This is a genomic window from Hyphomicrobium sp. (assembly GCF_020852195.1).
In the GTDB taxonomy this organism is placed as follows: domain Bacteria; phylum Pseudomonadota; class Alphaproteobacteria; order Rhizobiales; family Hyphomicrobiaceae; genus Hyphomicrobium_C.
The window spans coordinates 1-21,335 of sequence record NZ_JADZBI010000125.1; the positions used below are offsets into that span (position 1 = coordinate 1).

Here is a 21,335-nt window from a genome sequence, read left to right on the forward strand (position 1 = left end):
ACGACCGGCAGGGCATCGTCCAGCATGTGTTTCAGCAGCGTCTCGGGTAGCGTGGTATCGAGCACCACCAGCGTGCCGCCGGCCCTGAGCACGCCGAGATGCGAGGCCACGATGTGCCAGTTGTCCTGCGCCATGGCCACGGCGACGACCTGGTCCGGCCCGTTCAGGAACGGAGCAACGGCGGCAGCGATCCGTTCCGCGTGTGCGTCGAGCTCCGCGAACGTCAGCTCCTCGCCGGTGTGGGGGATCTGCAAGGCGGGAAGGTCGGGATAGCGCGCGGCCGAGCGGCTGAAGACCTCCGTGAGCCAGCGGACCCCCGTCTGATGCGGCACCTTCACCAAGTGGTCGGCGCCGAACACGTCCGTCAGGCTGTAGGGGCAGGTGTCCTCCTCGCGCGGCGCCTGGCTTGCCCAGAGATATTGCCTCCAGGCCAGAACCGCCAGGACGAGGAAGCACCCAAGGAGGATTGCCGCGAGTGCCAAAGCCTGTCCTCACCTGTTGGGGAGCTTTGTGAGGAAGCTCTCAATCGAAGTACCGCTCGAGCGTCCCCTTGCGGCGAACGTCGAGCGTGATGCAGTGGGGGCCGCCGCCCAGGAGCTTGGAGTGCCGCAGCTTGAGCGGGATGACGTCGAGGCCGTGTTTCTCGAGCAGCTTGATCAGTGACGGCTGATTGCGATCGACAACAACTAGGTTCGGATTGATGCTGAACGCGTTCATGTCGATCCAGTCGCTGCCGATGCTGTTGGAGAGATACGCGGCGTCGTGCCGATCCGTGTTCTCCATGGGCGGACTATAGATGACTTCCCATTGCTTGAGGATCGCGGGCAGCGTCTCGTCGTTGAGCCGCCCCGGATTGCAGAGCACGAGGCCAGGCCTGAGCGCCACGATCGTCGAGTCGATATGGCTGCCGAAGTAGACGTCCTTGAGAAAGTGGACCCGGTAGGTGTCGCCGAGGCACGCCTGCAGCCAGTGCCCTCCGAGCTCGTTGCCCGTGGCACTGACCAGATAGATCAGGTCGCGGCCGAACCGCAGCACGTTCGCCGCATCGAAAGCCGGCTCGTGGTTGTGCGGCGTGGGCTTGTCGAGATCGACGCCTTCGAACAGGGAGTCGAGCAGCATCGGCTTGGGAGCGCTGTACCAGCGCGCGCCCGATCTCATGTACTCCATCAGCAGCGAGCGATAGCTGAACGTCTCCTGCGCGCGGCTGCGGATCACGTTGGGCGTCTCGATGATCTGGTCGCCGATCACCATCATGATGTCGCGCGGGCAATAGTTATAGTAGCCCTGGGAGTTCCAGTTGATGGTGGAGAACGTGGCGTCGTGCGGCCAGGTATCCGGACGTTTGACTGTCACGCCGGCCTTCTCCAGGATCTCCGCGAACCCGTTGAGGTCCTCCTCCGTCTCCTCGATGACGCGTTGCGGGAACGGGCCGCGCGGGATCTCAGACAAAGGCCGGTCCGGAAATTCCGCCACTTGCGTGCTGAGGTCCGGCGTCGGATAGCGCGCGTTCAGCACATTGCCGACGATCACCTCCTCCAGCGGGTCCCATTCGTTGCAGCTCCAGACGCGTGACTTCGGCACGCCGGCCGCCTTCGATGTGAAGGTCTCGGCCCTGCTCAAGGTCTCGGTCGAAAAAAACTGATCACGACGCTGCATCATTGCCTCACCATCGAACCGAGTTGCTGAAGAAGTCGGGCAGCGCTAGAGCCGCGCCGGACGAAATGGCCGCCTGAAGCACGAGGTTGCTCACCGCGAGGTCGAGCACGCCGAGGCCGAACGGCGAGAAGATGCGCGCTTTGCCTGCGTGCGGCTCGACCGTCTTGTCGAGGACATCCACCAGCGTCCCGTGGACGAAATCCCTGCTGCCCGTCGCCTGCTCCGCGAGATGCAGTGATGTGTTGGCCTTCAGGCAGTGATTGACGTCGTCGACGATATTCTGGGCCGCCAGCACCACGTTGACGGAAAGGTCGCGCAGGGAGAGGTGCAGCACTGTGGGCGCGTGCGCGAGCAGAGCTTCATCGTGGAGGTAGGGTTCGAGCGCCGTGGTGGTGAAGATGATCAGGGAGGCGCCGCGAAGGGCGCCTTCCAGGCTGTCATGAAATTCCGCCGAGAGGCCATTTTCGTTGCGCAGCCAGGTCTGGAACCGCTCCGCCTCTCTGCGGTCCACGTCATGGAGCCGGATGCTGTGAAGCTTCCAGTTGCGAAAAAGAAGCCACTCGACCGTCGTGCGCGCGATCACGCCCGTACCGACGATGCAGAGATCGCCTTCGAAAGGCTTGGGCGAGAGGCGCTCGGCTGCCAGTGCGGCGGAGGCGGCGGTGCGCGTGGCGCTGATCAGCGAAGCCTCGATGCACGCGATGGGATAACCCGTCGCTGCATCGTTGAGGATCTGCACCGCCGACGCCCGCGCGAGGTTGCCGGTCCGGTTCTCCGGAAAGCTTGAGATCCACTTGAGGCCGCTCTTTTGAACGCTGCCGCCGAGATGCGCCGGCAGAGCGATGATGCGCGCGCTCGGCTTGTCGGGGAACCTCAGGAAGTAGCTGTCCGGGTTCACGGAGGCCCCGGCAGCGTGAAGACGGTAGGCCTCCTCTACGGCCTCGAAAACGCCGCTTCGATTGCCTTCGATCGCCTGCCTGACTGCCGAACCCGGAACGACGTGGAATGTCGGAGCCGTTGCCACGCGTTGCTCCCCTAAGCTTGCTCCAGCACCTTGCTCTTGGGCGCAATGGCGTTCTCCACCCAGCTCGGGTCATAGACCGTATCGAGATACTTGTCGCCGAGGTCCGCGGAGATGGCGACGATCGTGTCGCCGGGGCTGAACTCCGGAGCCAGCTTCTTGATGGCGGCCAGCACGGTGCCGGTGCTCCCGCCGACAAGCAGATGATAGTTGCGGACGAAGGAGAGGCAGGCTTCGACCGTCGTCGCCTCGTCGATGGCGACAACCCTGTCCGGATTGGCGAGATCCGCAAGCTTCGGCCTCAGGCTCGTTCCAATGCCCGGGATGTTGCGCTTCCCGGGCTTGCCGCCGAACGTGACCGAGCCCTCGGGCTCGACCGCTACAACCTTGATCTTCGGGAAATCCCGGCGCAGTTGCTCCGAGATTCCGGCGAGCGTGCCGGTGGTGCCGGCCCCCACGAAGATCCAGTCGATCTTGTCGAACGCGCCCGCGATCTCCTTCGCGGTCTGCTCGGCATGGACGTTCTTGTTGGCGACGTTGTCGTACTGGTTGAGCCACACCGCGTTGGGCTCTCTCTGCAGGATGTCGTTGATGGTCTTGAACCTGTTGGCCAGAAATCCCCCGTCGGGATCGCGGTCATCGACGATCAGGACCTGTGCCCCGTAGAGCTCCATGCCCCTGATGTTCGCCCGCGTGGCGTTGGAATCCGTGACGCAGATGAACTTGTAGCCCTTGATGGCGCACACCAGGCTCAGGGCCACGCCAAGGTTGCCCGACGAGGATTCGACGATGACGGTTTCATGCGGCCTCGCGATGCCGCGCTGCTCCAAGTCCTCGATGAGGCCGATCGCGGTCTTCACCTTGATCGAGCCGGATACGTTGAACCCCTCGAGCTTCAGGAAGACGTCGTGGCCTCCGGCGAAGGCGCGCAAACGATAGAACAGGTCACGAAATATTATCTCTAGTGGTGACTCGACAATCATAGCTCAGCATCCTTCGGACCACGGACGTCTGGAGCGGCTTCGCCCTGCACGGCGAGAGCATCGCACACAGTGCAGCAAGGCCATAGACGGGTTCTGCCGCTGCATCCCTCATCTCTTTGTTATCCCGCACCGCGGCAATCGCTGCCGTTCGCACCGAGAGACGTCATCGGAGATGTCCATTTTTTGCTTTGTTGCGTTGCGGGGTGAAGCTTGGCGGACGCGTCGTTCCTCCATTGCCACTTCTCGAGGTGGCTGATTGTCGTCGACGCTGCAGTTCGCCGACGAGGGTTGAACTCAAAAATATAGGGAATGGTTCTGCCGTCTCAAGCGCGCCGCGGAGTATTGCTGCGCGAGATGCTTGTCGAGGCAACATTCACTGCCCAGCATTACGTAGGGGAACGAGGAAACCGCAGCGCGATGACGCGCGACGTGCCGAGGCAGGCCGTCGAGGCGTCATAGCGGAACCCGCTGTTCGATGTCGTGACGTTGACAATGTGGCTGCCGGGCTGCCCATGACGCCATCGGCCACGCTTGTGCGAGGCGCCCCGCGAATTGTCCGCTTCATCCGCCTGTGCTAGACAAGCGCTGGTTGAGCTCTCAAGCGATTGACCTTGGAGCGGGCGTCTTCCGCAGTCTGTTTAGCCGCATTTGCAATGACCGATGACTTGCACCCGGGCGAACCGAAGCCGCTGGCAGCGGTGATTGCCGTCGTACTTGCGGCGGCCCTGGGCGCAGCGTTCGGCGATCTGCTGCTCACCGCCATCGTGGCTGGCTTGAGCGACCCGTCCGGCCTGATCGCGCTCGCGGTCGCAGCGCCCTTGATGTACCTCGCGTCGCGGCATTTCCTGGACCCGTTCTCGGATGGAATTCGGAACGTGCTGAGGCTTCCTGCGGCTCAGGCCGCCTCGGATGCGCCGACGGGCCGGGGACTATGGGCGCTGGCCGTCGGAAGCGCCGTTCTCTTCATTTGGGCCGCGAACGTTCTCGGCGACTACGCCCAATCCCACCCGGATACCGTCGTGGCCACGATCCTGGTCTCGGTTTTCGTCGTCGGCAGCATCACCTTGGGATGGATCATCGGCGCCCGGGCGGCGCTGCCGCTCTCCGGAGTGCTCGGTGCGCTCGCGGGATTTGCCGCCAACACGGCGGCGACCATCGCGGTGCTCGCTTGGGCAGGCGTACCCGTGACGGGAGAGGCCGTCACGGCGAGCGCGGCAAGCGGCTTGAGCGTCGGGCTGTCCGGATTGGCGGGCGGGCTTGTGATCGACATGGGATCGCTGCGCCGCCCATCGGTCGGCGCGACGGCCGCTGCGTTGCTCATGTTCGCCGTCACCGGCCTGGCTGGCGCATGGCTGTCCGGCAATTTCAACGCGGGTTATATCCTGCCGAACGTCATGCTCGGCCTCGGGTGGCTGCTCGGACTGTCGAGCAGTCCGTCCGCGGACACGTTGCTGCGTCGCAAGGCGGTCGAGCGCCAGGCGGTTGCGTGATCGCGCACGCCGTATCCTAGAGATGCCGGTCAGGACGCGACAACGCCCATCGCACGTTCTTGCGCACGTCGGCATCGGGGTCGGCGGCGGCCGCCTCGAGATGCGGCCGCGTCGCCGGATGCGCGATCTGGCCGAGCGCCGCGGCGGCCTCCTTGCGCAGGTTCGCTTCCGGGTGCTGCAGGCTTTCGGCGATGCGCAACGCCGCCTCCGCCGCCTCGAGCTGGCCGAGGCTGCGCACGGCCTTGAGCCGCACCTGCCAATAGTCGTCGTCGAGCGTGCCGATCAGCGGCCCGGCGTCGATGTGCGGGGCCCTGCTGAGCCCCAGAGCCTCCGCCGCGCTCTCGCGAACGCGCCAGTCGTCATCGTCGAGCGCGCGTGCGAGCGTTTCCGCGGCCCCTGCGGTGTGGGAGAACCCGAGCGCGCTGACCGCCGCCCGCCGTACGAGCGGATCGCCGTCGTCCGCCACTGCCCGCAGCGCCGGCACCGTGTCCTCGCGCTTCAGGTATCCGATCACGCCGACGGCTTGGATTCGCACCTCGGCCTCGTTGTCGCGCAGCGCATCGAGCGCCGGACCCAGGGCGTGCGGCGCGCGCAACTCCTTGAGGCTGCGCAGCACCGCCGCTCGGATGAAGCCCGACGTGTCGGAAAGCGCCTCGATCAGGTGCGGGGCGGCGGCTGCATCCTTGATCTCCGCAAGGCTCTCGGCAGCCGTAGCGGCCACCGCGCTGTCGGCATCGCTGAGCAGCGTCACGAGAAAGCCCGCGCTCGCTGGCCCGTCGAAAGTGCCGAGCCCGAGCGCGACCTGCCGGCGCACGCCGGCGTCAGGATCCCCGACCAGCCGGCCGAGCAGCCACACGGCCTCCGCCTCGCCGCTGTCGGCGAGCGCCAGCACCGCAACCCTGCGCCGCTGCGGATCGTCCGAGGCGATCTCGTCGGCCAGCGCGTCGAGATCGACGAAATCTTCGAACAGCCCCGACATCAGGGGGCGGTCCTGAGCTGAGCAGCCCCTTCGCTGGCGGGCCGCATGCGCTGCCGATAGTAGAGGTCCTTCTCCTCCTCCGCGATCGGCACGACATAGGGAGCGACGGCGCGTTTCTCGACGGTCATCCGCCCGTCGACCTTGCCGAGCAGCGAATGGCAGAGCCAGTCGGCGTCGTTTCGCTCCGAATAATCAGTGCGGAGGTGGTAGAGCCCCCAGCGGCTCTCGGTGCGGAACAGCGACGCAGCTGCGGCCATGTCCGCGCAATCGAGAATGGAGGCAGTTTCGAGCGCGCGCAGAAGCTCGTGTGCGTTGCGCGCGATCATGCCCTGCTCGAGATCCTCGCGCACCTCCGCGAAGCGGTCCTGGGCGAGCTGATACTTGCGCGGCACTTTCGGCGGCTGCAGGTAGTCGTTGACGAGCCGGCGCGTCTTGTACTCGATCTGGTTCGGCGGGATGCCGCGCTCGCGCCGCGTCGGCGCCAGCACACGCTCGCGCTCGCGCATGACGTCCTCCACATCGAACTCCGCATGCGCGACGCCCGCCGCATAGTCGACGGCGTGCTCGCCCGCGATGGAGCCGTTAGTGAACGCGCCGAGCATGTAGCTGTGCGGCACGCTGGCCATATCGCCGGCCGCATAGAGGCCCTCGACGGTCGTGCGCGCGAACTCGTCGACAAACACGCCGGAAGCGCTGTGCCCGGAGCAGAAGCCGATCTCGGAGATGTGCATCTCGATCATGTCGGAGCGGTAGTCCGTGCCGCGCTGGGCGTGGAACGTGCCGCGCGAGGGCCGCTCGACCTTGTGCAGGATGCTCTCGATCTCGGAGACCGTGCTGTCGTGTAGGTGGTTGAGCTTGAGGAACACCGGCCCCTTGCCCGATTGCAGCTCGGTGTAGAACTCGAGCATCATCTGCCCCGACCAGTAGTCGCAGTTGATGAAGCGCGTCCCCTCGCTGTTCGCCGTGTAGGCGCCGAACGGCCCGGCCACGTAGGCGCAGGCCGGCCCGTTGTAGTCCTTGATCAGCGGGTTGATCTGAAAGCACTCGAGGTTCGCGAGCTTGGCCCCTGCATGATAGGCCATCGCATAGCCGTCGCCCGAGTTGGTGGCGTTCTCGTAGGTGCCGAACAGATAGCCGGAGGCCGGGAGCCCGAGGCGGCCCGCCGCGCCCATGCACAGGATGACGGCCTTGGCGCGGATGATCAGGAACGCGCCGCTCCGCGTGTTGACGGCGATGGCGCCGGCGATGCGGCCGTCCGCACCCGTGAGCAGGCGCGTCGCCATGAACCGGTTCGAGATCAGGAGCTGGGCGCGCTTGAGCTGCCGATAGAGCGCCTTCTTGACCGTGTCGCCGTTCGGCATCGGCAGCACATAGGTTCCGAGATGATGGACCTTCTTGACGGCGAAGTCGCCGTTCTCGGTCTTCTGGAACCGGATCCCGTAGCGGTCCAGCTCCTCGATGATTCCATAGCAATGCTCGGCGTACTTGAGCACGGGCTTCTGGTCGACGACGCCGTCGTTGGCGATCGTGATCTCCCGCACGTACTGCTCGGGCGTCGCGTGGCCGGGGATGACCGCGTTGTTGAGGCCGTCCATGCCCATCGCGATGGCGCCCGAGCGCTTCACGTTGGCCTTCTCGAGCAGGATCACCTTGGCGTTCGGATTGCGCAGCTTGGCCTTGAGCGCGGCCATGGGGCCGGCGGTTCCGCCGCCGAGCACGAGCACATCGCAAGCGACTTCCGACGTACCGTCCACGAGCTGATCGAGCGTCACCAGCGGCTCTCCGTCTTTTTTGCTTTGCCGGCGAGGCTAGAGGCGTGCCGGTGACGGACTAACGAAGAAATTGTTCTGACCATATTCCCGATCCGGATGGAGATGCGCCGTCGCGTACGGCGCCGCGCGAGGGCGACGCGACTCTATATAGAGAGCGGATCGAGAGGGACGTAAGCAACAAGTTGCCTAGTGCCGATGCATGGCGCCCCGCGCAAGGCTCCCCAGGATTCGGAATATGTAACGCGGAAATTGTTGTTGGACGCAAACGGGCGTCGGCCGCCATCCTCCTACCCTTGCCACCGCCATGGGCTCGGCACATGCGGCGGGGTGAAAGACCATGAGCGAGCATCACTGGCCATGCCATCGCACCATCCGATGTAGATGCGCGTGAGCGGAAGCCGCATGCCGCGGCGATCTGCTCACGGATCATGTGCGGGGGACCGTGCCGCCCCGCCTGACAAACCGGCAATCAGATCTGCAGGAAGGATACTTCGATGACCATCACCCGGAGAGGACTTGGCGCGCTCGCGCTCGGCGTATTCGCGCTCGGCGTGACGGCAGCGTCGGCACATGCGGAGGATAAAGTCATCCGCATCGGCTACCAGAAGTACGGAAACGTCATTCTGCTCAAGAACAAGGGCACGCTGGAAGGCAGGCTGGCCGAGATTGGCTACAAGCCTGTGTGGTCCGAGTTTCCGTCAGGCCCGCCGTTGCTCGAGGCGTTGAATGCCGGCGCGATCGACTTCGGGCATGCAGGCGAAGCGCCGCCCATCTTCGCTCAGGCCGCCGCCGCTGAGTTCGTTTACGTCGCCCACGAGCCGCCCGCGCCGCGAGGCGAGGCGATCCTCGTGCCGAAGGACAGCCCGCTCAAGTCCGTCGCCGAGCTGAAGGGAAAGAAGATCGCCCTCAACAAGGGCTCGAATGTCCACTATCTGCTCGTCACGGCGCTTGAAAAAGCGGGCATCGCCTATTCCGACGTCGAGCTGGCCTTCCTGGCGCCGTCCGACGCCCGGGCGGCGTTCCAGAGCGGCCAGGTCGATGCATGGGTGATCTGGGACCCGTTCCAGGCCTCCGCGGAAGTCGGCATCGAGGCTAGGATACTCGCCGCCGGAACGGACCTCGTGTCGAACCATCAGTTCTATCTTGCGGGCAGGAACTACGCGGCCGGCAACGGCAAGGCGATCGAGGTCCTGCTTGCCGAGCTGGAGAAGGTGAACCAGTGGGTCAAGGCGGACCCGAAGGCTGCGGCCGAGGAGCTCGCGCCTCCCATCGGCATTCCGGCTGCCGTTCTCGAAAAGGCGCTGAGCCGCCAATCTTATGGCTTGAAGCCGCTCGACGAGACCGTCACCGCCGAGCAGCAGAAGATCGCCGATGTCTTCCATTCCCTGGGTCTTCTGCCCAAGGCCATTGTCGTGAAGGACGCCGTCTGGAGGGCCGGCTCATGAGCGAGGTGGCCGCCGGAAAAGCCAATATCCTGTGGTTCCTGCCGACGCACGGCGAAGGCCGCTACCTCGGCACGTCCATCGGCGCACGCGCGGCCGACTTCCATTACCTGAGGCAGGTGGCCCAGGCCGCCGACGCCCTGGGCTACTACGGCGTGCTGCTGCCGACCGGACGAAGCTGCGAGGATTCGTGGGTCGTCGCATCGGCGGTGGCGCCGTTCACCGAGCGCCTGAGATACCTAGTCGCCGCGCGGCCGGGCCTGACATCGGTCGCCGTCGCGGCGAGAATGGCCGCGACGCTGGACCGGATCACCAACGGGCGCCTGCTGATCAACGTCGTGACCGGCGGCGATCCGGTCGAGAACAAGGGCGACGGCCTGTTTCTCGGCCACAACGAACGCTACGAGGTGACGCAGGAGTTCCTCGACATCTTCAAGCGCCTGTTGGCCGGCGAGGCCGTCGACTATGCGGGGAAGCACATCACGGTCGAGGATGCTCGCGTCATCTTCCCGCCGGTACAGCCGGGCGGCCCGCCGCTCTATTTCGGCGGCTCCTCCCCGGCCGGCATCGAGGTCGCAGCGAGCACCGTCGACAAGTACCTGACCTGGGGCGAGCCCCCGGCCGATGTGGCAAAAAAGGTCGCCCATGTCCGCGCCGCGGCTGAGGCCAAGGGGCGCAAGCTGAGCTTCGGCATCCGCCTGCACGTCATCGTCCGCGAGACGAGCGAGGAGGCGTGGAGGGCGGCCGACAAGCTGATCTCCTACGTCACCGACGAGACCATCGAGGCGGCGCAGAAGATCTTCTCCCGCATGGATTCCGTGGGCCAAAAGCGCATGGTCGCGCTGCACGGCGGGCGCCGCGACAAGCTCGAGATCAGCCCAAACCTTTGGGCCGGCGTCGGTCTGGTGCGTGGCGGTGCCGGCACCGCGCTGGTCGGCGACCCCGAGACGGTCGCGGCCAGGATCAAGGAATACATCGACATCGGCATCGACACCTTCATCTTGTCCGGCTACCCGCATCTCGAGGAAGCCTACCGCTTTGCCGAGCTGGTATTTCCGCTCCTCCCGCTCGCGCATGCGACGCAGGCACACGCCGGCAGCGTCAACACCGGGCCGTTCGGCGAGACGATCGCCAACGATTTCCGCCCCGATCTCCAGAAGCAGGCGTCCCAGTCATGAGCCGGGCACGGCTGGCGGACCGCGCACAGGGTTTCGTTCCATGGGCGCTGCCGATCGGCCTCGTGGTCGTGTGGGAGATCGCCTCGCAGGCCGGCCTGATCTCCGGTCGCGTGCTGCCGGCGCCGTCCGCGGTCGTCGCCGCGGGTTGGAAGCTCGCCGTCACCGGCGAGCTGTGGGTGAACATGGGCGTCTCCGCGCTGAGGGCGGCGGTCGGCCTTGCCATCGGCGGCACGTTCGGCTTCGTCCTGGGCCTCACCAACGGCTTGTCAAAGAAGTTCGAGCGTACGACAGATACGCTGCTGCAGATGATCCGCAACGTCCCGCACCTCGCGCTGATCCCGCTCGTCATCCTGTGGTTCGGCATCGACGAGGCGGCGAAGGTCTTACTGGTCGTGCTCGGCGTCTTCTTCCCGATCTACATCAACACGCTGCACGGCATCCGCACCGTGGACCCGCAGCTCATTGAGATGGGCCGCACCTACGGTATGACGCGCTTCGAGCTCTTCTGGCGCGTGATCCTGCCCGGCGCCCTGCCGTCGATCTTCGTCGGCCTGCGCTACGCGCTCGGCTTCATGTGGCTGACCCTGATCGTCGCCGAGACCATCGCCGCCACCTCGGGCATCGGCTACATGGCCATGCAGGCGCGCGAGTTCCTGCTCGTCGACGTCGTCGTCTTGAGCATCCTGATCTACGCCCTGCTCGGCAAGCTCGCCGACAGCACGGCCCGGCTCCTCGAGCGGCTGTGCCTGTCCTGGCATCCCGCCTTCCAGTCGAAGTGATCCGAACGAGGCCCCCATGACCGCCGGCGCCCTCTCGCTTGGACGATCCGCCCCCGAATACTGGAGCGAGGCCCGGAATGCCGCGCCGGATGACTCGGCCGGGCTGAGCGTGACGGTGCGCAATTTGCGGAAATCATTCGGCCGAAACCAGGTGCTCAAGGGTTTGGACCTCTTCATCCCGGCCGGCCAGTTCGTCTCCATCGTCGGCAAGAGCGGTTGCGGCAAGAGCACGCTGCTGCGCCTGCTCGTGGGCCTCGATCGGCCGACCGGCGGCGAGTTCTGGTTCGGCGCCGCGCAGGAGGAGGGGCACGGCAAGGGCGCTGTGCGGGTGATGTTCCAGGAGCCGCGGCTGCTGCCGTGGGCGCGCGTGCTGTCGAACGTCGAGGTCGGCCTCGGCCGCGCGAGGAGCGAGCCCGACGCCCGCGAGCGTGCGCTCGCCACGTTGAACCACGTCGGCTTGGCGGACCGTCGCAACGACTGGCCTTCGGTGCTCTCAGGCGGCCAGCGCCAGCGTGTCGCGCTCGCGCGCGCCCTCGTCTCGCATCCCCGCGTGCTGGCCTTCGACGAGCCCCTTGGCGCGCTCGACGCGCTGACCCGCATCTCCATGCAGAACCTGCTGGAGCGGGTCTGGCGTGAGCAGGGCTTCACCGCGCTCATGGTGACGCACGACGTGGCCGAGGCCGTGATGCTCGGCGACCGAGTCCTCCTGATCGAGGATGGCGTCATCACCCTGGACCTCCGGGTGGACATCCCGCGGCCGAGGCGGCGGGGATCGGCGGAGATCGCGGCACTCGAGGGACGCATCCTCGACGCGCTCTTCAAGGACGCCGAGGCCGGCGAGGACGCGTGAGCGCAATGACGGAGCGGACGATGGACAGGCCGGCTTCACGTGCCGGGGTGGACGCGGCCGCGTTCCGAAGTGCCATGCGCCAGCTCGCCGGCGGAATCAGCGCCATAACCGTCGGCCAGGACGACGACCGCACCGGGCTGACCGTCACATCCGTCTCCTCGCTGTCCGCCGATCCGCCGTCCCTGGTTTTCTGCATCAATCGCTCCTCGTCGAGCTGGCCGGTGCTCGTCCGCCGCCGGACGTTCGCCGTCAACGTGCTTTCGCCGGCCCAGATCGGCGTGGCGGAACGGTTCAGCGGACGGGGCGGCGCCAAGGGCGCGGCGCGCTACGAAGGCGTCCGCTGGTCCAGGCTGGTGACCGGCACGCCCGTGCTGCGCGATGCGCTCGCCGTCCTCGATTGCGAGGTCGAGGAGCTCGTGGAGCGTTTCGGCAGCGCCGTCGTGATCGGCCGCGTCGTGGCGGCCGAGGTACGGGTCGAAGCCGCCGAGCCCGAGGCGCTCGCGTACTGGCGCGGCACGTACGGAATCCTCCGTCTCTAGACCGGCTCCGTCGGGAGACCTGAATCGCGACGCGCTGACCGAAGCAGCGCGATGCGAGGAGCTTTGGGGCGTCCAAACAACGATTTGGCCCCGGATTCTTGTCGCTTACGTGCAACAGCGGACTGCCAAACGCGTGTCACATACGCCGACGTCCGCACACCCGATCGCGCACCGGTCTGCCGCATAAAGAACGATTGGCGATTTGCGTAGAACGAAAACTCGGGTTTGCGTGCACGATATTCGATCATCGGGCAGCATCTCGGAATTTACAGTGCGCACCTGCGCCTAAACCGTGATTTTTGAAATTTAGAAATTACAATTATCGCTTTTGTTTTGAATATCGCATTTCGCAATAAGCATAGAACGAGATGGCTTTCTATTAAGTGCAGGTATTTTCATTTCTCCTCCAAACACGCTTGCGTTTCATTGCACGTGATCGGGGCCGGAAACGGCAGGGAAAAGCCGCAGACACCGCACGCTTTCCAGGCTTGGACGTGAGCGCTGCCGAGGCGACTCAGGTTCCGCCGGCCGACCGAACGTTAGAATTCGTGGAGGTAGATATGATCGGGGGCACTAACAAGAGAGCCGGACTTGCGCTGGGGGTCATCGCGGGTTTGGCATTCGGAGGCGCGACGTCCGCTTCCGCCGCGGATCTGGGTGGCGGCGGGTTCGCGGATCTTGAGGAACGCATCGCGGAACTCGAGGCAACGACGGCCCGCAAGGGCAACCGCAAGGTCTCACTGACGATCTCTGGTTATGTGAACGAGCAGATCCAGTGGTGGGATGATGGCGGCGAGAGCAACGTTTACCAGGGAACGAACGAGAGCGATCAGACCCGCTTCCGCTTCCTCGGCAAGGCGAAGATCAACGCTGACTGGTCGGCCGGCTACCTGATCGAGTTCGGCGTATGGGGCGAGCGCCAGGGACAGTTCAGCGCCAACAATGATGACACGAGTGCTCAGAACAGCATTTCTCTTCGTCACAGCGCCTGGTACCTGGAGAGCGCAACCTTCGGCAAGCTGACGGTCGGCCAGACCTCTGCGCCGAACGACGGCATCACCGAGTTGACGCTGGCGAAGACGATCACGGTGTCGAAGCCGATCCAGATCTTCACGCCGAACTCCGGCTTTGCGATCCGCCGCAACGGGTCGATTGCGGGCAACCTGACCTGGGGCAACTTGTCTCCGGTGGGGCCTGGTGAAGGCGACCGCTTCAATATCGTGCGTTACGATACGCCCGTGTTTGCTGGCTTCACGGCGTCCGCGGCCTGGGGTGAGGACGACCTCTGGAGCCTCGCGCTGCGCTATGCAGGCGAGTTCGGCGGCTTCAAGCTGGCGGGCGGCATCGGTTACGGCGAGTACTCGGACACCTCGCGTTCGCTCGGCCATACTGCCGGCTTCGGCGGCCAGGGTGATGAGCTCGGCCTGTCGGTCAGCGCTCTGCACGTAGCCACCGGCCTGTTCGCGACGTTCGCTTACGGTGAGGCCGAGCGCTTCAACGGCGAGGAATACGAGAACTGGCACATCCAGGCCGGTATCCAGCGCAAGTGGGTGCCGCTCGGCGCGACGACGCTGTACGGCGAGTACTACGAGGGTGACTTCGGCCGCGCCATCAGCGGCTCGATCTCGGGTCCTGGCGGCGGCGCCGTCCTTGGTTCCGACGTGACGGTATGGGGCCTGTCCGCGGTTCAGTCGATCGACGCGGCCGCTCTCGACCTGTACGTCAGCTATCGCAACTACGAGGCTGACCTCTTCACGGCAGCTTCTCCGGGTGGCGTCTCTGGTGTCGACGAGTTCCAGACCGTCTTCGCCGGCGCCAAGATCAGCTTCTGAGCCGAGGCTGGTAACGATCTCCTGTTGGACTACTCCGGCCAACCAATTGTGAAGGCAGGGCGCCAACGTCAAAGTCTGACCTGAGACCTTCTCCCGAAGATCAGTGATGAAAGGAAACCGCGCTCCCCAAAGGGCGCGGTTTCTTTCTTGTCGGCCCCGGCAAGTGTGCGCTTGAATGCGCAAATCAGAAATATGCAAATCACAAATCACGTCGAAACCATAAAGGTTCGGGCACATATGATGCTGTGCCGGCCGATATAACGGATGATTGGTGGGCGGTCAGTCGCGCGTCGGATCGCAGCGAAAACGTCAGACAACAAACCTGAAGGAGCCACCGTATCTATAATTCCGGAATTTACAAATCGCGTATAGAAAGCATTGCATTGGACAAATGATTATTTTTGCGGCGACTAGGGCGCTGTTATGAATCGATTGCGAGGCCCCTGATGGCCTCGACGAGATTCAGGAATGCACTGCCGGGGCCCCGGCGGTCATAAAGAACGCCGGCGGTGACACCCAACCCACTGCCCGGCGTTTCTTTATTGGGAAGCCCGTCGCGGCGATCGCCAAGTTGGTCTCCGCTAGGCCGGTCGGTGCCCCGCCCGGCCCTACCGGCCAGGCAGCAGCCGCAACGTCGCGAGCACGCCGGCAAAACTGGCGAAGAGAAAGATCCAGCCGGAGGCCGCCCCGGCGATGGTGCCGGAAAGCAGCGTACCGACGGTGCATCCGATTGCCGTCATGGCGCCCCAGCCCAGCAGAACCCCGCCGGCGATACCGCGCACGGCTTGGTCGAGCGTCGGCCTCGAGGGCGTGAACTGTCCTGCGAGAAGCGCGGCGGCAAAGCTCGCGAGCACCAGTCCGATGACGAACGCGCCGTTGGGGGAAAGCCCGGAGACGAGCGCCGTGCGGCAGCCCGCGAAGCCGTCGAGCCCATGCAGCGTCTCGGGAAGCAGGCCGCCTTGCGCGAGCAGCGTGCGCGAGGTGCTTCCGAGTGCGGCCGTGACGCCGAGTGGCTGCACCTGGAAATAGGCGACAGCCGCGAGTACGCCGACCGCCGCGCCACCGACGGTCGCCGGCCAGCGATCAACCAGGATCCGGCGCAGGGCATGGCGCAACGGCGTCGGCTCCACCGGCGCCGCCTGCTCCTGTTCCGGAGGCGCCTTGGCGAGATAGGCGAGTAGGGCGGCAAGCCCCGCCAGCGCCGCGAGCTGCAGAGCCAGCCATCCGGCGTATCCGAGATGCGCTGGCAGCCACACTACGGGCGCCGTGGCGATCGACCAGATGTAGAGCGTGTTCCAGGTGAGGAAGCCGAGGCCGAAGCCGGCAAGCGTTCCGATGAGCGCGAACGGGGCCGTGGGCGAGCCTTCGCCGAGCCGGTAGAGATGGCCGGAGATGCACGAGCCCGAGACCGCCATGCCGATCCCGAACGCGAACGCGGCGATGACGAGCACGGGACCGGCGGGGCCGACATGCGCGTCGGGCGGCAGCCGCCCGCTTGCGGGGTCGGGAAGCCATGCCGTCAGGATCACGTGATAGCCGAGCGTGCCGACGGCGAGCGCGAGCAGAATGGCCGCCACGCCCCGCGCGTCGCCCTGGGTGAGGAAATCGCGCGTATGGCACAGGAAGCAGAAGCGCGATCTCTGCAACACGATGCCGAACAGGGCACCCAGCACGAGCGATTTTCCGATTTTGCCGCCGTCGAGCGTCAGCGCGGTGATTGCGAGCCCGGCAAGGATGGCGAGCGCGAGGGGAATCCCGATCGATCGGGGCATGCGAGGGCTCCACACAAAAGAAAATGCACCAGCGGCACGTGTGTGCCGCTGGTGCTTGTTTGTAGAAGACTGGGCCTTACTTGCCGAGCCAGACGGTTCCGGCGTTGTTGGCGACTGGCACGCCGACCGAGTTGCCGTACTCGGTCCACGAGCCGTCGTAGTTCTTGACGTCGTAGCCGAGGATCTGCGTCAGCAGGTACCAGGTGTGGCTCGAGCGCTCGCCGATGCGGCAGTAGGTGATGATCGGCTTCGAACCGTCGACGCCCACCTCCGCGTACAGCTTCTTGAGATCTTCAGCAGACTTGAAGGTGCCGTCCTCGGTGTTGACGGCCTTGCTCCAGGTCACGTTGACGGCGCCCGGAACGTGGCCGGCGCGGACCGAGAGCTCCTTCGAGCCCTCGGGCGCGAAGATCTTGCCGTTATATTCGTCGGCCGAGCGGATATCGATCACGTGGATGTCCGACTTGCCCTCGGCGAAGGCGACAACGTCGGCAAGACGTGCACGAAGCTCAGGCTTGCCCTCCGGCAGCTTGAAATCTGTAGCCTTGACTTCCTCGGTCTTGGTCGAGAGCGGAAGCTGCTTCAGCTCCCAGATCTTGCGGCCGCCGTCCAGCAGGCGCACCTGCTCGCCGAGCCCGTGCACGTGGAACAGCCAGGCGCCCCAGGCGGCGAACCAGTTGTTGTTGTCGCCGTAGAGCACGATGGTCGTGTCCTTGTCGATGCCGGCCTTCTGCACGAGCTTCTCGAAATCCTCGCGCCCGGCGATGTCGCGCGAGACCTTGTTGACGAGGTCCGTATGCCAGCTAACGTTCACGGCACCGGGAATATGGCCGCGCTCGTAGACGCCGGGATCGACACTGACCTCGATGATCCGGACCTTGGGGTTGTCGAGGTTCTTCTGGACCCACTCGTAGGTGACGAGCGGCTCCTTGTGGGGAGCGGCGAAAGCCGTCGCTGAGAATGTAGCAACCGCGAGCGAAACCGCAGCGGTGATCAGTCGTCCAGTGAACATGGGCAACGTTCTCCTAAGTTGGGGGCACATCAAGCGAAAGCCTCAGGGCCGAACAACCGAGGTCCGCAGCGCGGCGACAGTAGGGACGCATTGATCAAAATGGAAATAAGAAGAACGGCTTTTGATTGCACCGGATGTTCTATTGCAAAGCCCTGACTTACATCGGGAAATATCCGTCCGGACAGCGTCCGGCCGCGCAGCAACTAATTGCTTTTGCGGCACCGCTCTCGGTGCGAGTCTTCACGCGTCGGACGTGAACGGAAGAGCTTCTGCCCATGCGTGTTGTCGACGTCGAGATTGCCGGGGACGGGCATGCGCTCGTCGTCGTCGCAAGCGATGGGCGGCGCAGCGTACTGGGCGCGGCGTTGCTCTGGGCTGAATGCCCGTCGGCGCAGGGACGCGTGCGCCGCGCGCGTGGACAGCACAGGTGGCCGCCCGACCCTCTCGTCATCTCGTCCGTGCGTGTGATCGGCACCTACGGCGTGAACATCGCGTTCTCGGACGGGCACGACCGCGGCATCTACCCGTGGAGCTATCTGGCAGCGCTCGCCGAGCGGCCTCAGCTCGAGGATTTCCTGAACGATTGACGCGACGAAGAGGAGAAGGAATGCCGCTTGCGACGACCTACACCGTCGTTCCCGTTGAGGTCGACGAGCAGAAGTGCATCGCCGACAAGGGATGCACCGTCTGCATCGACGTGTGCCCGCTCGACGTCCTGCGGCTGAACGAGCTGACCGGCAAGGCGTACATGGCCTACGACGAGTGCTGGTACTGCATGCCGTGCCAGACCGACTGCCCGACGGGCGCGGTCACCGTGAACATTCCCTACCTGCTGAAATAGGGGCGCACAGGCGGCGCGCTCAGCTCGAGGCGTAGGCGTCGCGCAGCGCGCGCGCATTGTGGATGACGATCGCCTCCGGCCGCACCGACACCAGGCCATCGCGCTCGAATCGGGCGAGCGTCGCCGTCACCCACTGGCGCGTCGATCCGATGATGGCGGCGAGCTGCTCGTGGGTCACGTGCCGGGGCACCTCGCGCTCCTGCCCCGGTCCCGTGGACGTGCTGCGCTCGGCGAGCGCGAGCAGGAGCTCTGCCAGGCGCTCCCGCGCCGGCTTCGTGCCGAGGATCTGCGCCAGCGAGGAGTAGCAGCGACCCTTCACGATGAGCGCATCGATCAGCCCCATGGCTAGCGCAGGACTCTGCAGCGCAAGTCCGCGCAGGACATGGCCTGGAATCCAGGACAGCACGCACGCGCTCGCGGCCTCCGCCGACCATACGTGAGTCCCGCGCCCGAACAGCTCGGGGCCGCCGACGAAATGCCCCTCCGTCCAGTAGGCGAGCGTGATCTCCTTGCCGGTGGGGGCGGCGTAGAACGTCCGTACAGTGCCCTTTTCGATCACGAAGATGCCGGCATGCGGCCGCCCTTGCTCGAAGACCCGCGTTCGCGCGCTGAGCCGAAGGGTCGTGGAGTTCCGCCTGATGATCTGCCGCACGCTCGCGGGAAGCGTCTCCATGAGCGGTGAGTTCTCATCGGGCACGTCGTGCTCGTCGATGAGGAACAGCGCATGCCCCTCGGGGCTTGGTGTGGGTGCAACCGAGCTGTGCTGCATGAGGCCCTCTGCTGTTGCGTGCGTGCTTCATTAGAGGCTGCGGCAGAGCGAAACCCTAAGAAGAATATCTTCTTTGCATTTGATCAGAATGCTCTCTGTGGAAGCTCGTGCGCGTGCTCCCGCCGTCGAGGCCTCGGGACAGCACCGGGAGCGACACTTTGGCTCACTGCGACGAGGTCGGAACGACGCAACGGCAGATGTTACGAGCGCCAGCGAAATACCTCATAAGCAAAGAACTTCTTGTTGGTTGTCGTTATGGCAAATCACGCTCAACGTTTGCGATCTCACCACGCAGTCAAGGCACGTCGATGAACCTCCAGCAGCTTCGGATTATCCGTGAAACGGTTCGCGCGAAATTCAACGTTACAGAGGCTGCAAACGCCATCTATGCCTCGCAATCGGGGCTCAGCAAGCAGATCCGGGATCTCGAGGAGGAGCTCGGCGTCGCGATCTTTCACAGGCGCGGCAAGCGTCTGCTGGGGCTGACCGAGCTCGGCGAGGAGGTGGTCCGCATCGCCGATCGCGTGCTCCTCGAGGCGGACAACATCAAGCAGGCGGCCACCCAGTTCGCAGGCGCCAACCGCGGATTGCTCGAGATCGCGACCACGCACACCCAGGCGCGCTACGCGCTGCCCGAGGTCATCGTGAAGTTCAAGGCCCAGTACCCGGGCGTGCGGCTGGTGCTGCACCAGGAGAGCCCGCGCGACATCGGACGGCTGCTGCTGTCCGGATCGGCGGACCTCGCCATCGCCACCGATGCGTTCGGCGACGCGCGCAACCTCGTCTCGTTCCCGTTCTACTCCTGGCAGCACATCGTCATCGCGCCCGCCGGCCATCCCTTGGAGGGCAAGGAGAACGTCACCCTCGAGGAGATCGCGGACTATCCGATCATCACCTACGACACCGGCGTCACCGGCCGCCCGCGCATCGACGAGGCGTTCGATGCGCAGAACCTCAGTCCGGCGATCACGATGACGGCGCTCGATGCCGACGTGATCAAGGCCTATGTCGCGCTCGGGCTGGGCATCGGCATCATCGCGCCCATGGCGTTCGACGCCAAGCGCGAGCCGGAGTTGCGTCAGATCGACTGCCGCGACGCCTTTGGGCAGAGTACGACCAGCATCGCCTTGCGGCGGGGTCGGCTGCATCGGGGCTTCGTCTACCGCTTCATCGAGCTCTGCTCGCCGGCGCTGACCGAGAAGGTCGTGCGCGAGGCCGACGCGTCCGCCGATGGCGACGACGACTGACGCTGGTCCGCACGCTTCGATGTCTTGGTTATTTGCTTAGCGTTTCTTCGTATTGGAACCCTGCGCATCCCGCTCTCCATACTGGCCTCGTGGGTCCTAGACCATGATCGCTTCGGACCCTATCAGTCCGAAGCGTGAATCATCGGTCTCATCAAAAGGTTTGAGCGCGATCTATCAAAGCTGATCGCGCTCGAACGACCCGAAAGAGCATGAAGGACAGCATGATGCGATATCTGAACCGTCTCCTATCTCTTTCCGCCGTGCTCGGCCTTGCGCTGATGACGGCTGCGCCCGGGCAAGCCGATGAGAAGACCGTGCGCATCGGCCTCCAGAAATCGTCGTCCCTGGCGACGATTCTGAGAACCAACGGTGAGCTCGAGAAACGCTTCGCCACGCTCGGCTACAAGGTGACCTGGAAGGAGTTCACGAGCGGCCTGCCGCTGCTCGAGGCTCTGAACGTCGGCGCCATCGAGCTTTCGGCCGACGTCGCAGACACGGTGCCGATCTTCGCCCAGGCCGCGGGCGCCAAGCTCACCTATGTCGCGCAGGAAGCACCGTCCCCGACCGCACAGGCGATCCTCGTTCCCCCCGATTCGCCGCTCAAGAGTGTCGCCGACCTCAAGGGCAAGAAGATCGCATTCACCAAGGCTGCGGGCGTGCACTTCCTCCTCATCTCCGCCTTGAGCAAGGAGGGCCTCAAGTTCAGCGACATCGAGCCCGCCTACCTGACGCCGGCCGACGGCCGCGCGGCCTTCGAAAAGCGCGCCGTGGATGCCTGGGTGGTCTGGGATCCCTTCGTTGCCGCCGCGCAGAAGCAGGCCGACGCCCGCATCCTGTCCGACGGATCGGGCGGTATCGCGAGCTACCAGCGCTACTACCTGGCGTCCACGCCCTTCGCCACGAGCGAGCCGAAGCTGATCGAAGCCTACTTCGCGCTGCTGCAGGAGACCGGCAAGTGGGTGAAGGCGAACCCCGCCGAGGCCGCCAAGATCCTGGGTCCGGCTTGGGGTCTCGAGACGGATATCGTCGAGAAGGCCAACGAGCGCCGCAGCTATCAGGTCCGCGTCGTGAAGCCCGAGGATCTGACCGAGCAGCAGCGCATCGCCGACGTGTTCTTCGCCGAGAAGGTGCTGCCGAAGGAGATCAAGGCCACGGAGGCGGAGATCTGGTCGC

20 protein-coding genes are annotated in these 21,335 nt (G+C 65.1%); 11 read left to right on the plus strand and 9 right to left on the minus strand.

Going from position 1 to position 21,335, the window contains the following annotated elements:
- The 4 genes from IT540_RS09920 to sbnA form a co-directional block, all read right to left on the minus strand.
- Positions 1–482: AMP-binding protein (locus IT540_RS09920; protein WP_291176587.1), on the minus strand; the 482-nt coding region annotated here is incomplete at its 3' end.
- Positions 483–522: 40 nt separating this feature from the next.
- Positions 523–1,659: an amidinotransferase gene (locus IT540_RS09925; RefSeq protein WP_291176590.1), complete on the minus strand. Its 1,137-nt coding sequence runs from the start codon at positions 1,657–1,659 to the stop codon at positions 523–525.
- Between the two features lie 4 nt (positions 1,660–1,663).
- On the minus strand, positions 1,664–2,680 hold the full coding sequence (sbnB, locus tag IT540_RS09930; RefSeq protein WP_291176593.1) for a 2,3-diaminopropionate biosynthesis protein SbnB: 1,017 nt from the start codon (positions 2,678–2,680) through the stop codon (positions 1,664–1,666).
- Between the two features lie 11 nt (positions 2,681–2,691).
- Positions 2,692–3,660, minus strand: a complete 969-nt coding sequence (sbnA, locus tag IT540_RS09935; RefSeq protein ID WP_291176596.1) for a 2,3-diaminopropionate biosynthesis protein SbnA — start codon at positions 3,658–3,660, stop codon at positions 2,692–2,694.
- A 653-nt stretch (positions 3,661–4,313) separates the two neighbouring features.
- Here sbnA and IT540_RS09940 point away from each other — a divergent pair.
- Positions 4,314–5,150, plus strand: a complete 837-nt coding sequence (locus IT540_RS09940; protein WP_291176599.1) for a hypothetical protein — start codon at positions 4,314–4,316, stop codon at positions 5,148–5,150.
- Positions 5,151–5,166: 16 nt separating this feature from the next.
- Here the strand turns inward: IT540_RS09940 and IT540_RS09945 are convergent, their stop codons facing one another.
- A complete protein-coding gene (locus IT540_RS09945) occupies positions 5,167–6,129 on the minus strand; it encodes a HEAT repeat domain-containing protein (RefSeq protein ID WP_291176602.1) in 963 nt (320 codons plus the stop codon).
- Positions 6,129–7,901, minus strand: a complete 1,773-nt coding sequence (locus IT540_RS09950) for a fumarate reductase/succinate dehydrogenase flavoprotein subunit (protein ID WP_291176605.1) — start codon at positions 7,899–7,901, stop codon at positions 6,129–6,131. Before IT540_RS09950 ends, IT540_RS09945 begins: the two co-directional genes overlap by 1 nt.
- 494 nt (positions 7,902–8,395) lie before the next feature.
- On the opposite strand from IT540_RS09950, the gene IT540_RS09955 reads away from it, so the two are divergent.
- The 6 genes from IT540_RS09955 (at position 8,396) to IT540_RS09980 (ending at position 14,521) form a co-directional block, all read left to right on the plus strand.
- Positions 8,396–9,346 carry a sulfonate ABC transporter substrate-binding protein gene (locus IT540_RS09955; RefSeq protein ID WP_291176608.1) on the plus strand — a complete coding sequence of 317 codons (951 nt, stop codon included), beginning with the start codon at positions 8,396–8,398 and terminating at the stop codon, positions 9,344–9,346.
- Entirely contained in the window at positions 9,343–10,521 is a 1,179-nt protein-coding gene (gene ssuD / locus IT540_RS09960; RefSeq protein WP_291176610.1) for an FMNH2-dependent alkanesulfonate monooxygenase, read from the plus strand. The genes IT540_RS09955 and ssuD overlap by 4 nt, the downstream gene beginning before the upstream one ends.
- The gene (gene ssuC / locus IT540_RS09965) at positions 10,518–11,300 is read left to right on the plus strand and encodes an aliphatic sulfonate ABC transporter permease SsuC (RefSeq protein ID WP_291176613.1); all 783 of its coding nucleotides are present in this window, start codon (positions 10,518–10,520) and stop codon (positions 11,298–11,300) included. Before ssuD ends, ssuC begins: the two co-directional genes overlap by 4 nt.
- Before the next feature lie 16 nt (positions 11,301–11,316).
- Positions 11,317–12,150, plus strand: coding sequence for an ATP-binding cassette domain-containing protein (locus IT540_RS09970; protein WP_291176616.1), 834 nt, complete (start codon positions 11,317–11,319; stop codon positions 12,148–12,150).
- A 20-nt stretch (positions 12,151–12,170) separates the two neighbouring features.
- Positions 12,171–12,689 carry a flavin reductase family protein gene (locus IT540_RS09975; protein WP_291176619.1) on the plus strand — a complete coding sequence of 173 codons (519 nt, stop codon included), beginning with the start codon at positions 12,171–12,173 and terminating at the stop codon, positions 12,687–12,689.
- Positions 12,690–13,249: 560 nt separating this feature from the next.
- Positions 13,250–14,521 carry a porin gene (locus IT540_RS09980; RefSeq protein ID WP_291176622.1) on the plus strand — a complete coding sequence of 424 codons (1,272 nt, stop codon included), beginning with the start codon at positions 13,250–13,252 and terminating at the stop codon, positions 14,519–14,521.
- 608 nt (positions 14,522–15,129) lie between these two features.
- Here the strand turns inward: IT540_RS09980 and IT540_RS09985 are convergent.
- Both IT540_RS09985 and IT540_RS09990 read right to left on the minus strand, forming a co-directional pair.
- Positions 15,130–16,293, minus strand: a complete 1,164-nt coding sequence (locus tag IT540_RS09985) for a YeeE/YedE family protein (RefSeq protein WP_291176626.1) — start codon at positions 16,291–16,293, stop codon at positions 15,130–15,132.
- A 76-nt stretch (positions 16,294–16,369) separates the two neighbouring features.
- Positions 16,370–17,305, minus strand: coding sequence for a sulfurtransferase (locus IT540_RS09990; protein WP_291176629.1), 936 nt, complete (start codon positions 17,303–17,305; stop codon positions 16,370–16,372).
- A gap of 275 nt (positions 17,306–17,580) precedes the next feature.
- Between IT540_RS09990 and IT540_RS09995 the strand changes: the two genes are divergently transcribed.
- Together IT540_RS09995 and IT540_RS10000 are read left to right on the plus strand one after the other, a co-directional pair.
- Entirely contained in the window at positions 17,581–17,892 is a 312-nt protein-coding gene (locus tag IT540_RS09995) for a gamma-butyrobetaine hydroxylase-like domain-containing protein (RefSeq protein WP_291176632.1), read from the plus strand.
- 20 nt (positions 17,893–17,912) lie between these two features.
- Positions 17,913–18,146 (plus strand): ferredoxin family protein, encoded by a 234-nt coding sequence (locus IT540_RS10000; protein ID WP_291176635.1) that lies wholly within the window; start codon positions 17,913–17,915, stop codon positions 18,144–18,146.
- A gap of 19 nt (positions 18,147–18,165) precedes the next feature.
- Here IT540_RS10000 and IT540_RS10005 read toward each other — a convergent pair whose 3' ends face one another.
- Positions 18,166–18,915: a Crp/Fnr family transcriptional regulator gene (locus IT540_RS10005; RefSeq protein WP_291176638.1), complete on the minus strand. Its 750-nt coding sequence runs from the start codon at positions 18,913–18,915 to the stop codon at positions 18,166–18,168.
- A 308-nt stretch (positions 18,916–19,223) separates the two neighbouring features.
- On the opposite strand from IT540_RS10005, the gene IT540_RS10010 reads away from it, so the two are divergent.
- Positions 19,224–20,162: a CysB family HTH-type transcriptional regulator gene (locus IT540_RS10010; RefSeq protein WP_291176641.1), complete on the plus strand. Its 939-nt coding sequence runs from the start codon at positions 19,224–19,226 to the stop codon at positions 20,160–20,162.
- 224 nt (positions 20,163–20,386) lie between these two features.
- Positions 20,387–21,335, plus strand: a 949-nt coding sequence (locus tag IT540_RS10015; RefSeq protein ID WP_291176644.1) for an aliphatic sulfonate ABC transporter substrate-binding protein, incomplete at its 3' end; no start/stop codon positions are given.